The organism is Longimicrobiaceae bacterium (assembly GCA_035696245.1).
Classification (GTDB): Bacteria; Gemmatimonadota; Gemmatimonadetes; order Longimicrobiales; family Longimicrobiaceae; genus DASRQW01.
The window spans coordinates 1-13,795 of record DASRQW010000524.1 but is presented as its reverse complement, the minus strand read 5'-3'; the positions used below and the strand labels follow the sequence as shown (position 1 = coordinate 13,795).

Genomic DNA, 13,795 nt, shown 5'->3' with positions numbered 1-13,795 from the left:
GGGGGGGGGGGGCAGGTCGTCCGCGCTCTCGGGTACCAGCGAGCGGAGGATGTGGTCCAGGCGCGCCTTCACCTCCTCGCTGTCGCCGCCGGCCGTGAGCTGCTGCTGAAGCGTTACCAGGTTGGCGGCCAGCTTCATCCGGTTCTGCGCGATCTCGTCGGTGGCGCGCAGCTTGGCGGCGGCCTCGCGGTTGGCCAGCATCTCCTTGGCGTCGCCCTGCACCATCGACTCCATCGTCTGCACCAGGCGGTTCAGGATGCGGTACACGGCCGATGCGGAGAAGCCGCCCAGCATGGCCAGCGTGGGCGCCGCGAAGCTGTTCTCGGCGCTCAGCGGCACCAGCGTGACCACGAAGAGACCGGCGATCACGCCCAGCACCAGCTTGATCCAGTACGACGCCTCGTACTTGGGGTCGTAGTTGCGCTGCACGATGTACTGGTTCATCTGGAACAGCAGCGTGAACGAGCCGCCCAGCGCCGCCGCGGACATGTAGAACAGCTCGTTCAGGAGCAGCGCCACGCCGCTGCCGTGCAGCGCGCCGCCGATCTTGTCCGCGTAGTCGGGCGTCACGTCCTTGCTGGTGCTGAGCCACACGAACGCAATCAGCGAGACGATGGCCACCACCATGATGCGCCGCACCAGCGGGACGGGGCCCAGGAAGCCGAGCCTGCCGCCCTGCTTGCTGTCGTCGTCCATCAGCACCAAGCAGTACGGCGTGGCGGGCAGCACCAGCTTGGAGAGCGAGTCGTGCGCCACGCCCAGCTTCCGCAGCTCGTCCGAGGCGATGGGGGCGCCCGACTCGTTGGCGGTGATGGCGTCCTGGATGACCTGGAGGGTCGCGCCGGGCACGCGGCGGCCGGTGTTCAGCGCGTACTCGGCCATCTCTTCGCACTCGCGCAGGAGCTGCTTGCGGAGCGAGGTGTGGCCGGCAAGGTAGAGGGCGTGGTCGTCTGCCATGGGAACTCCTGGAGATGCGGGGCCGGGGACGGGCACCGGTGCCGGCCGCGGAGGGCGGCGGCGGGGGAGGAGGGGGCGCGGCGGCGGCCAAAAAGGTGCGGCTTTCGCGTAGCGGACCGGAAGAATAAACGAACGGCTGCCATCCGGGCAAGTGTTTCACCCCCGAAGCGGCCGAAAACGATGCGCGCGAGCAGGTTGAGGCGAAACGTACGCGTGCGCGCGATCTACACCCTGTCTGCCTTCGATCGACGAAACTGCATCTCATATCATCTACAGTCTCGGCCTCTTTCACACGTCTCCCGCAAACGGGTCTCACGGGGAGCCGCGGAGGACGCGGAGAACATCTCGCGCTCCCGCAGTTCTCCGCGGCTCCGCGCCTCCGCGTGAGCCTTGTTTCGGGGGAGCGTGCGACCGCAGTGTGCGCCCCGAAGGCGCGGAGCCGTGGACGGCGGACGCATGCGGGCGGGCGGAATCCGTTACAGCGGGCGGGTGTCGCCGCCGCACGCCGCGGCGTATAGTGGTGAGGGAGACGCGCCGCCGCCGCGCATCTTCCGAAACGCCGCGCATCTGCCGTACGCGGTCCGAGTTACCCCAGCCCGAACGAAACGCATGTCCACGGAGGAGCACACCGCGCCGCGCGCCGAGGCGGCGATCCCCTGGATCACCCCTGCCGCCGTGGCGCTCAACCCGGTGCCGGACGGGGCGGAGCTGGACCACCCGTCGCTGTACTTCTCCCGCGAGCTGAGCTGGCTGGACTTCAACTGGCGGGTGCTGCAGCAGGCCCGCGACCCGCGCACGCCGCTGCTGGAGCGCGTGCGCTTCGTGGCGATCACGGCGGCCAACCTGGACGAGTTCTTCCAGAAGTACGTGGGCGGCCTGAAACGGCAGGAGACGGCGGGCCTGCTGTCCATGTCGCGCGACGGGCGGGCCGACCAGCTGCGCCTGATCCGCACGGCCGCCCAGCAGATGCACCAGGCCATGACGGAGACGTGGGAGCGCGACCTGAAGCCCCGCCTGCGCGGCGAGGCGGAGCTGGTGGTGTCGGACTACGGCGACCTGCGGCCGCCGCAGCAGCAGGCGCTCAGCCAGCACTTCCGCGACCAGATCTACCCCGTGCTCACGCCGCTGGCGGTGGACCCCGGGCACCCGTTTCCCTTCATCTCCAACCTGAGCCTGTCGCTGGCCGTGCTCATGCGCCACGCGGCGCGCGACACGGTGCACTTCGCGCGCATCAAGGTGCCCGCGGCGCAGGGCCGGTGGCTGGCGGTGCCGGAGTCGTTCGCGCGCTTCCACTTCGTGCCGGTGGAGCAGGTGATCCAGGCGAACGTGGCCTCGCTCTTCCCCGGCATGCAGGTGGAGAGCGTGCACGCCTTCCGCATCACCCGCAGCGCCGCGGTGGAGAAGGAGGACGAGGACCTGTCGGAAGACCTGCTCGCGGTGATCAGCGAAGAGCTTCGCGAGCGGCGGTTCGCGCCGGTGGTGCGGCTGGAGGTGGACGCGGGCATGCCGCAGCAGGTGCGCGCCATGCTGGCCCGCGAGCTGGAGCTGCGGGACGACGACGTGTACGAGATGGGCGGGCTGATCGCCCCGTCGGACTGCATGGAGCTGGCGGACCTGGACGTGCCGGCCCACCGCTTCGACCCGTGGGAGCCGGTGGTGCCCACGGCGTTCCAGCACGAGGGCGAGACGGAGGAGGAGCGGAACATCTTCGCCATCATCCGCCGCGAGGACATCCTGGTGCACCACCCGTACGACTCGTTCTCGGCCAGCGTGCAGCGGCTGGTGGACGAGGCGGCCGATGACCCCGCGGTGCTCGCCATCAAGCAGACGCTTTACCGCATGGGCAACAACTCGCCCATCGTGAAGGCGCTGCTGCGGGCGGCCGAGCGCGGCAAGCAGGTGGCCGTGCTGGTGGAGGTCACCGCGCGCTTCGACGAAGCGAACAACATGCAGTGGGCCGAGGTGCTGGAGGATGCGGGCGTGCACGTCACCTACGGCCTGGTGGGCCTCAAGACGCACAGCAAGGTCACGCTGGTGGTGCGTTACGAGGAGGGGCGGCCGCGCACGTACTGCCACATCGGCACGGGCAACTACCACGCGCGCACCACGCGGCTCTACAGCGACCTGGGGCTGCTGACGTGCGACCCGGCCATCGGCTTCGACATGGTCAACCTCTTCCACTTCCTCACCGGGTACGCGCCGGACCAGCAGTACTCGCGCGTGGTGGTGGCCCCGCGCGACATGCGGCGGGTGTTCGAGGAGCGCATCCGCCGCGAGGTGCAGGTGCAGGAGAGCGGCGGCACGGGGCGCATCATCGCCAAGCTGAACGCGCTGGACGACTTCGGCATCATCCAGGAGCTGTACCGCGCCAGCCGCGCGGGCGTGCAGATCGACCTGATCGTGCGCGGGCACTCGCGGCTGCGGCCCGGGGTGCGCGGCTACAGCGACAACATCCGCGTGGTCAGCATCGTGGGGCGATTCCTGGAGCACGACCGCATCTACTACTTCCAGAACGGCGGCGAGCCGGAGATCTTCATCGGCAGCGCGGACTGGCGGCACCGCAACCTGGCCGAGCGCGTGGAGGCCGTGGTGCCGGTGCTGAACCCCGCGCTCCAGGAGCGGCTGGTGCAGATCCTCCACTATGCGCTGCTGGACAACCGGCTCTCGTGGGAGCTGCGGGCGGACGGGCGCTACGTGCAGCGGCGGCCGGAGCCCGGCGAGCCGGAGGTGAACTACCACGCGCTTCTCATGCGCGACGCGCTGGACCGAACCCGCAGCGGGTCGCGGCCGTGGGAGGTGGCCGAGGGGTAAGGCGATGCCGGTGGTTCGATTGAGGCGGCGAGGGGCCCCCTCCCCAGCCCTCCCCCAAACCTGCCTGGGGGAGGGAGCTTGTTCGAGGCTGGGCGGGAGGGTGTGCGGGTACAGCGGGTGTGAAACCGCTGGGATTCGGGCGCGCGGCCCCCGGTAAGAACGACTGGATGATCGAGCTGGTTCCCGAGGGCACCGGCGCCAGGAGCCTGCTCGGCGTGATGTAGCCGCATCGGCACAGATGGCAGATGGACCAGAAGGGGCCGGCTCCGCGCGGAGCCGGCCCCTTCCGTTTTCTACATCATCGAGCAAGATCCCTCCGAGGGGGCCGGGGTCCACGCCTCCGCTTCCACCTGCGCCACCACCGCCCCCTCTCCCAGGCAGTTTTGGGAGAGGGGGCAGCGAGGAACGAGCGGGGGAGAGGGCCGTTGTCACCCTCCACCCGGCCGCGTCCCCCGGCGGTCCTGGCGGGTGATGCGGCTCGTGCGCGCGGCGGGTGCGGGCTCGTCGCTGGCGGGGCGGTGGGCGTCGATGTGGGCGGCCATCTCGCCCAGCGTGGGCGCCTCGAAGACGGTGCGCAGCGACAGCTCCACGCCCATGCGGTTGCGCACGCGCGTGGTGAGCTGCGTGGCGATCAGCGAGTGGCCGCCCAGCTCGAAGAAGCTGTCGTTCACCCCCACGCGCTCCACGTGCAGCAGCTCGGCCCAGAGCGCGGCGAGCTGCACCTCCGTGTCCGTGCGCGGCGCCACGAATTCCGCCTCCGCGTCGTGCTGCGGGGCGGGGAGCGCGCGGCGGTCCAGCTTGCCGTTGGGCGTAAGCGGCAGCGCATCCAGCCCCACGAACGCGGACGGGACCATGTAGTCCGGCAGCGACGCCTTGAGATGCGCCCGCAGCTCGGCGATGGTGACCTCCACGTCCGCCGCGGTCACGACGTACGCGACGAGGCGCCGGTCCCCCGGAGCGTCCTCGCGGTCGATCACAGCGGCGGCCTGTACGGCCGGGTGCCGGGTGAGCGCGGACTCGATCTCGCCCGTCTCGATGCGGAAGCCGCGGATCTTCACCTGGTGGTCCAGACGGCCCAGGTAGTCGAGCACGCCGGCGTCCGTCCAGCGCACAAGGTCGCCGACGCGGTACATCCTCGCACCCGGCTCGGCCGCGAACGGGTCGGGGATGAACCGCTCCGCCGTGAGAGCGGGGCGGTTCAGGTAGCCGCGGGCGAGCCCGTCGCCCGCAAGGTACAGCTCGCCGGGGACGCCGATCGGCACCGGCTGGAGGCTCGCATCCGCCACGTACGCCTGCGTGTTCGCGACCGGGCGGCCGATGTAGACCTTCGCGCCGCCGTCCTCCACCCGCGACCACGTGGAGTAGGTCGTATCCTCCGTCGGCCCGTACAGGTTGAGCACCTTGTCCACGTGGCCGAGCGCGTACAGGCCCTGCGCCAGCCCGTTCGGCAGCGCTTCGCCGCCGAGGTTGAAGGTGCGCACGGTAGATGGGATCGCGCCCATCCGCAGCAGCTCCGCCGCCGCTGAAGGCACCATCGTCGCCAGGCGCACGCCCGCATCTACCGAAAGCTCCGCAAGCGAGAGCGCGTTCTCGACCAGGATGAGCTTCCCGCCCCAGCACAGCGTCCCGAAGATCTCCGCGATGGACACGTCGAAGCTGATGGACGTGGAGCCGAGTGCCGCCGAGCGCTCCGAGTCGGTCACGGCCTCCCGCAGCCAGTGCAGCAGAACGGACGTGCTGCGGTGCTCGATCTGCACGCCCTTCGGCTTGCCCGTCGATCCAGACGTGTAGATGGCGTACGCGGCGTTCTCCGGCCGCACATCTACCGGGCGGTTGTCGGTCGGCAGATGGGAGAACTTCTCCCAATCCGCATCTACCGAGACCACAACGGCTTCGGTGGATGGGAGATGCGCGGCGACCGACGACTGCGTCAGCACGACCGCAGCACGCGAATCCTCCAGCATGTAGGCGATGCGATCCGCCGGATAGGCCGGATCAAGCGGGACGTATGCGCCGCCTGCCTTGAGGACTGCGAAGAGCGCGATGATCATTTCGGGCCTGCGCTCCATACAGACGCCGACGAGTGATTCGGGGCCGACGCCGAGGGACCGGAGATGGTGCGCGAGCTGGTTGGCGCGCGCGTTCAGTTCCGAATACGACAGCGCCTCCGCCGCGTGCACGAGCGCCACGGCGTCCGGCGTGTTGGCGGCCTGCGCCTCGAACAGCCGGTGGATGGCGGCGAACGGGAAGTCGCGCCGCGCGTCCGTGCCCATCGCGAGCACGCGACCACGCTCGTCCGCATCCGTGAGGCGCAGGCGCGAGATGGGCGCGTCCGGGTCCGCCGTGGCGCCCGCGAGGAGCGTGTGGAAGTGCGCCAGCATGCGGCGGACGGTGGCCGCGTCGAACAGGTCCACGTTGTAGTTGAGCGACGCGGTGATGCCCTGCGCCGTCTCCTGCACGGCGAGCGACAGGTCGTACTTGGCGGCGCCGCCTTCCTGCGCCGTCATCTCGCCCTCGGCCGTGCCCGCGCCCACGGCACCCGTCTGCGCGCCGAGCAGGTTGAAGAGCACTTGGAAGACAGGCGTGTGGCTGAGGCTGCGTTCCACCTTCAGCTCGTCCACCAGCTTCTCGAACGGCAGGTCCTGGTGCGCGAAGGCGCCCAGCGTCGTCTCCTTCGCACGCCGAACGAGCTCGCGGAACGAGGGGTCGCCGGACAGGTCCGCGCGCAGCACCAGGTTGTTGACGAAGAAGCCAACCAGCCCCTCCAGGTCCGAGCGGTTGCGCCCGGCCGTGGGCGAGCCGACCACCACGTCGTCCTGCCCGCTGTAGCGGCCCAACAGCACGGCGTACGCGGCGAGCAGCGTCATGAACAGCGTGGCGCCCTCCTCGCGCGCCACGGCGCCCAGCCCGTCGCTCAGGTCGCGCGGCAGCACCACCGTGGCCGTGCCGCCCGCGAAGGTCTGCACCGCCGGGCGCTGCCTGTCCGTGGGCAGCGCCAGCACCTCCGGCGCGCCCGCCAGCGCCTGCTTCCAGTACGCGAGCTGCCGGTCCAGCTCGTCGCCCGTCAGCCACTCGCGCTGGCGGACGGCGTGCTCGGCGTACCGCAGCGGCACCGGCGGAAGCGGCGACGGCGCGCCCGCGGCGAAGGCCGTGTACAGCACGTTGATCTCGCGCTGGATCACGCCCACCGACCAGCCGTCGCTCACGATGTGGTGCATGGCGAGCGCGAGCACCTGGTCCGCGTCGCTCGTCTGGATCAGCGCGCCGCGGAAGAGCGGGCCGCGCGCCAGGTCGAACGGCGGGCCGGTCTGCTCCGCGACGGCGGCGGAGAGTGCCGACGGCCGTTCATCTTCCGGCACGGCGCGCAGGTCGATGAACGGCAGCTCGAAATCTTCCGCGCTGCCGATGACCTGCACCGGGCGGCCGTCTACCTCGCGGAAGGTGGTGCGCAGCGGCTCGTGGCGGCGCACGATCTCGCGGATCGCGGCCTCCATCACCTCCGGCTGCGCGCCGCCCAGCGTGAGCACGAGCGGGATGGTGTATGCCGATCCGGACGCGGCGACCTGGTCCGTGAACCAAAGCCGCTCCTGCGCGAACGACAGCGGCGCGGCGGATTCGGCCGATGGGACTTCGGTGGATGCGGATTCGGCAGATGCAGATTCGGACGGCGTTTCCGCGGCGTGTACCTGCTCCCCGCCTTCGAGGTGCGCGCGGCGGGCGTCCCGGGCGATGCGTGACAGCTTGGGGTGCTGCGGGACCGCGACCGCATCGGCCTTCGCGGTGTCGATGCGGGCGGCCATCTCGGCGACGGTGGGCGCCTCGAAGACGGTGCGGAGGGGCAGCTCCACGCCCAGCGCGTCGCGCAGGCGGTTCACGAGCTGTGTCGCGACCAACGAGTGGCCGCCCAGCTCGAAGAAGTTGTCGTGCGCGCCCACGCGACCGGCGTGCAGCAGGTCGGCCCACAGCGCCGCAAGCTCGCGTTCGGTGGCGGTGGAGGGCGCCACGTACTCCGCCCCCGACGCTGCTTCCGGGACCGGCAGCGCACGGCGGTCCACCTTGCCGTTGGGCGAGAGAGGCAGCGCATCTAGCGTCACGAACGCCGACGGCACCATGTACTCCGGCACGTGCGCCTTCAAGTACGCTCGCAGGTCGGCGACCGGGGGCACCTCGCGCCCCGCCTCGGCGACGAGGTACGCGGCGAGCCGTCTGTCTCCCGGCACGTCCTCCCGCGCGATGACGGCGGCGGATTCGATGGAGGGATGCGCGGCGAGCACCGCTTCGATCTCGCCCGTCTCGATGCGGAAGCCGCGGATCTTCACCTGGTGGTCCAGGCGCCCCAGGTACTCGATGGTCCCGTCCGGCAGGTAGCGAACGAGGTCGCCCACGCGGTACATCCGCGCGCCCGGCTGGGACGAGAACGGGTTGGGGACGTAGCGCTCGGCGGTGAGCGCGGGGCGGTTCAGGTAGCCGCGCGACAGCCCGCTGCCCGCCAGGTACAGCTCGCCGGGAACGCCGACGGGCACCGGCTGGTGGTTGCGGTCCAGCACGTAGCTCTTCGTGTTCGCCACGGGACGGCCGACGTACACCTTCGGCCCGCCGCGCTCCACGACGGAGAACGTGGAGTACGTCGTATCTTCCGTAGGTCCATACAGATTCAGGACCTTGTCGATGTGGTCGAGCGCGTAGAGGCCCTGCGCCAGCGCGTTCGGCAGCGGCTCGCCGCCGAGGTTGAGCGAGCGCACGGTGGATGGGATGCCGCCCATCCGCAGCAGCTCCGCCGCGGCGCTGGGGACCATGGAAGCGAGGCGGATGTCCGTTCCACCGGGAAGCTCCGCCAGCGACAGCGCATTCTCCACCAGGACGAGCTTCCCGCCCCAGCAGAGCGTCCCGAAGATCTCCGCGATGGACACGTCGAACGAGATGGACGTGGAGCCGAGGACGGACGAGCGCTCCTCGTCCGTCACCGCCTCGCGCAGCCAGTGGAGGAGCGCGACGGTGCTGCGGTGCTCGATGTGGACGCCCTTCGGCCGGCCCGTGGAGCCGGAGGTGTAGATGGCGTATGCCGCGTTCTCCGGCCGCACATGGACCGAGAGGTTCTCGACGACGTGCTTCGCGATCTCGTCCCAATCCGCATCTACCGAAACGACAGTGGCTTGCGTGGCCGGGAGATTCGTGGCGACGCGGGCCTGGGTGAGCACCACGGGCGCCTGCGTGTCGTTCAGCATGTAGGCGATGCGCTCGGCCGGGTAGTTCTGGTCCACCGGCACGTACGCGCCGCCCGCCTTCAGCACCGCGAGCAGGGCGACGATCATCTCCGGCGTGCGCTCCATGCACACCGCGACCAGCGTCTCCGGCCCCACGTCCAGCGACCGGAGATGGCGGGCGAGCTGGTTGGCGCGCGCGTTCAGCTCCGCATACGTCAGCGCCTCCGCGTCATGGACGAGCGCGACGCGGTCCGGCGTGCGCATCGCCTGCTCCTGGAACAGGTCGTGGATGCGCAGATCGGTGGGGTAGCCGCGCTCCGTGGCGTTCCACTCGTCCAACACCAGCGCGCGCTCCGCGTCGTCCAGCAGGCGCAGACGGGAGATGGGCTGCGCCGCATCCATCGTCCCCGCGTCGAGCACGGCGGCGAAGTGGCCGGCCAACCGCGCCATCGTCGCCTCGTCGAACAGGTCGGTGTTGTACTCGAGCGAGCCGACCAGCCCGCCGCCCGTCTCGGTGAGGGTGAGCGTGACGTCGAACTTCGCCTTGCCGTACTCCGCCGCCTGCATCCCCGCCTGCACCGTCCCGCCTTCATCGGCCGAAGCGGCGTCGGAGGACGGAGATGCGGCCGGGCCGGTGGGCGCGTTCTGGAGGACGAACATCACCTGGAACACGGGCGAGTGGCTGAGGCTGCGGCCCACGTCCAGCTCGTCCACCAGCTTCTCGAACGGCAGGTCCTGGTGCGCGTAGGCGCCCAGCGTGCTTTCCCGCGCGCGGCGCACCACGTCGCGGAAGGCGGGGTCGCCGCCCAGGTCGCCGCGCAGCGCCAGCGTGTTGGCGAAGAAGCCCACCAGCCCCTCCACCTCGCGGCGGGTGCGGTTGGCGATGGTGGTGCCGACTACGACATCCTCCTGCCCGCTGTACCGCGCCAGCAGCACCTGCCACGCGGCCAGCAGCGTCATGAACAGCGTGGCGCCCTCGCGCCGGCTCAGGTCGTGGGCGCGGCGCACCAGCTCGTCCGGCAGCGAGAACCACAGGTTGCTGCCGCGGAAGGTCTGCACCGGCGGGCGCGGCCGGTCGGTGGGCAGCTCCAGCACGCCCGGCGCGCCACGAAGGTGCTCGCGCCAGTAGCCGAGCTGCCGCTCCAGCTCGTCGCCGTGCAGCCACGAGCGCTGCCACAGCGCGTAGTCCGCGTACTGCACCGGCAGCGGCGCCAGCGGGGATTCCTGCCCCGCGGCGAACGCCTGCTGGAGCGCGAACAGCTCGCGGAAGAGGATGCCGCTGCTCCACCCGTCGCTCACGGCGTGGTGCGCGGCGATGAGCAGCACGTGCTCGTTCTCGCCCAGCCGCAGGAGCTCGGAGCGGAAGAGCGGGCCCTGTTCCAGGTCCAGCGGCGTCTGCGCGTGCTCGCTGGCCAGGCGCATCGCCTCCGCCTCGCGCGCGTCCGGATCGAGCGCGGAGAGGTCGGTGACGGCGAGGTGGAAGGGGCGCCACGCATCGAACGTCTGCATCACGCCTTCGGGCGTCCGGACGAAGCGGGCGCGGAGGACTTCGTGGCGGCGCAGGATCTCGCCGATTGCCTTCTCCGTCGCCGCCACGTCCACCGGTCCGGCCAGGCGGAGCGCGGCGGGCATCACGTACGTGCTGGTGCCGGGCAGAAGCTGCTCGACGAACCAGAGCCGCTCCTGCGCGAACGACAGCGGCACGAGCTCCCCGCGATCCTGCGGGACGAGCGGCGGAAGCTCGGTCCCGCCGTCAGATTGGGCGACGGCGGCGTCCACGCGGGCGGCGAGCGCGGCCACCGTGGGCGCCTCGAAGAGCGCGCGCAGCGGCAGCTCCACGCGGAACGCCTCGCGGATGCGGGAGACGACCTGCGTGGCGAGCAGCGAGTGGCCACCCAGCGCGAAGAAGTCCGCATCCACCGAAAGCTCCTCGATGCCGAGCACGGCGGACCAGATGCCGGCGAGCACTTCCTCGGTCGGCGTACGCGGCGCGACGTGCTCGCCGGTGGGCGAGCCCGCGGCTTCCTCCGGCTCGGGCAGGGCGCGGCGGTCCACCTTGCCGTTGGGCGTGAGCGGGAACGCATCTACGGTCGTGAACGCGGAGGGCACCATGTACTCCGGCAGCCGCCCCCGCGCGAAGTCGCGCATCTCCGCGGCGTCGATCTCCGCGCCGTCCTCCGGGACGAGCCAGGCGACGAGGCGCTTGCCGCCGGTGCGGTCGTCGCGCCCGGCGACGACGGCGTCGCGCACGGCGGGGTGGGCGCGCAGGGCGGTCTCCACCTCGCCCGCCTCCACGCGGTGGCCGCGGATCTTGAGCTGGAAGTCCTTGCGGCCCAGGTACTCGATCCCGCCGTCCGGCAGCCTTCTACCGAGGTCACCCGTGCGGTAGATGCGCGTCCGCCCATCTCCCGAGACCCCGAATGCGGCGTCGGTCGCCTCAGCCTTGCGCCAGTAGCCGAGGGCCACGTGCGGGCTGCGGATGGTGATCTCGCCCGCGCCGTACACCGCGATCTGCTCGCCGAGCGGCGTGGCGAGGACGACCTCCGTCTCCGCGACCGGGAAGCCGACGGAGACGGACGTGCGCTCCACCGCCGTGTCGCGGCCGATGAAGTTCTGCAGCGTGACGGTGGATTCGGTGGGGCCCAGGCCGTTGATGAAGACGCAGCGCGGCCCGAAGTGCCGCCGCCAGAGCTCCACGTCACGCCGCTGCACCTCCTCGCCGCCCATGACGACGAGGCGCACCGAATCCAGCACCTCGCCCCCGGCCAGCGAGCCGATGAGGTGGCGGTAGACGGTGGGGGTGCTGTGGTAGATGGTGATGCCCTCGGCGCGCATCCACTCCGCGAGCCCGGCCGCCGCCTCTTCCTTCCAGTCGAACGGGCAGAGCGTGGCGCCGTTCAGCAGCGCGCCGTAGATGCCCATGACCGCAGCGTCGAACGTGTACGACGAGAACAGCGTCAGCCGGTCATCCGCAGAGATGTGCAGGTTGTTGGTGTACGCGCGGATGAAGTGCAGCACGTTGCGGTGCGCCTGTACCACGCCCTTCGGCTCGCCCGTGCTGCCGGACGTGTAGAGGATGTACGCCGGCGCGTCGGGAGAGATGGTGGCGTGCTGAAGGGGTGCCCCCTCCCCCGGCCCGTCCCCCGCAAGCGGGAGAGGGAAGAACTGCGTTGGCTGGGCCAACTGATTTGCGAAGCCGTCCACGTCCAGCACAGGCACGTCGCCCGCGGCAAGCTCGTGCGCGAGGACCAGGTTGCGCGCGTTGGTCACGAGCGCGCCCGCCTGCGAGTCCGCGAGGATGTAGGCGACGCGCTCGCGCGGGTACGTGGGATCGAGCGGCACGTACGTCTTGCCCGCGCGCAGGGCGCCCAGGATTCCCGCGATCATCGGCGCGTCGTGCTCGAACAGCAGGGCCACGCGCTCCGCAGCGGGCGAGGCGGTGGCGAGGATGGCGCGGGCGACGGCGTCCGCCGCGGCGTCCAGCTCCGCGTACGTCCACGTGTGCCGCCGCGTGCGGATGGCGACGCGGTCCGCGTTCTCCGCGGCGACACGGGCGAAGCGGCCGTGGATGGTCTGGTCGATGTCGTCCGGCGTCCAGGCGGTGAACGGCGCATCGACCGTCACGGTGTTGTGGAGGGCGGCGCGGGCCCGCCGTTCATCTTCCGTGAGCAGGTCCAGCTCGCTCACGCGGCGCTCCGGGTCCGCAGCCATGCCGGCCAGCAGCGTGCCCAGGTGGCCCAGCGCCTCCAGCATCCGTTCGCGCTCGAAGAGGTCCGTGTTGTAGATGAGCGTAAGCTCCACGCCCTCGGCGCTCTCCTGCGCGTACAGGTTGAGGTCGAACTTGGCCTCCGGCGCCGCGTGCGAGCCGAAGTCGTGCATGCCCACGCCGCCGCCTTCGGCCGGGCCGTCCGCGAAGTTCAGCAGGTTGAACTGCACCTGGAAGAGCGGCGTGTAGCTGAGGCTGCGCTCCGGCTGCACCTCTTCCAGCAGCTTCTCGAACGGCACCTCCTGGTGGGCGTACGCGCCCAGCGTGGTCTCGCGGACGCGCGCCAGCACCTCGCGCGCGGTCGGGTCGCCGGAGAGGTCGGTGCGCAGCGCGAGCGTGTTGAGGAAGAGGCCGATCAGCCCCTCCGTCTCGGCCTGCGTGCGCCCGGCGATGGGCGTGCCGACGACGACGTCCGCCTGGCCGGCGTAGCGCGCGAGCAAAACCTTGAACGCGGCCAGCAGGACCATGAACAGCGTGGATCCCTCGCGGCGCGCCAGGTCGTTCAGCGCGTCGGCCAGGTCGCGCGGGAGCAGCGCGCCTGCCACATCGCCGGCGTGCGTCTGCACCTCGGGGCGCGGCTTGTCGGTCGGAAGCTCCAGCACGGCGGGGGCGCCGGTGAGCTTGCGCTTCCAGTAGCCCACCTGCCGCTCCAGCGCGGCGCCGGTCAGCCACTCGCGCTGCCAGCGGGCGTGGTCGGCGTACGTGACCGGCAGCGGCGGAAGCTCCGGCTCCACGCCCGCCGTCTCCGCGGCGAGCAGGGCGCCCAGGTCGCGGCGCAGCACGCCCATGCTCCACCCGTCGCTCACGGCGTGGTGCATGTTCATCAGCAGCACGTGCTGGTTGTCCGCGACCTTGACCAGGCGGACGCGGAAGAGCGGGCCCGCGGCCAGGTCGAACGGCACGGCCGCGTGCTCCGTCGCCAGGCGGTGTGCCTCGGCGGCGCGCTCGTCTTCCGGCAGCTGCGTAAGGTCGATGGGGTCCAGCCCGATGGACGGGACCGGCGACACGACCTGCACGGCGCGGCCGTCCATCTGCCGGAACGTGGTGCGAAGGACGG

At 71.1% G+C, this 13,795-nt stretch carries 3 protein-coding genes; 1 reads left to right on the top strand and 2 read right to left on the bottom strand.

Features of this window, described 5'->3' with window-relative positions:
• A partial coding sequence (locus VFE05_23320; protein ID HET6233027.1) for a hypothetical protein occupies nt 1-957 on the bottom strand: 957 nt, incomplete at its 3' end.
• Nucleotides 958-1,566: 609 nt separating this feature from the next.
• On the opposite strand from VFE05_23320, the gene ppk1 reads away from it, so the two are divergent.
• Entirely contained in the window at nt 1,567-3,768 is a 2,202-nt protein-coding gene (ppk1, locus tag VFE05_23315) for a polyphosphate kinase 1 (GenBank protein HET6233026.1), read from the top strand.
• Between the two features lie 428 nt (nt 3,769-4,196).
• On the opposite strand, the gene VFE05_23310 is transcribed toward ppk1, so the two are convergent.
• The coding region (locus VFE05_23310; GenBank protein HET6233025.1) for an amino acid adenylation domain-containing protein at nt 4,197-13,795 on the bottom strand (9,599 nt) is incomplete at its 5' end.

Bases quoted from the DNA above. Each gene is read 5' to 3' on its own strand.
- ppk1 (HET6233026.1), top strand. From the start codon at position 1,567: ATGTCCACGGAGGAGCACACCGCGCCGCGCGCCGAGGCGGCGATCCCC.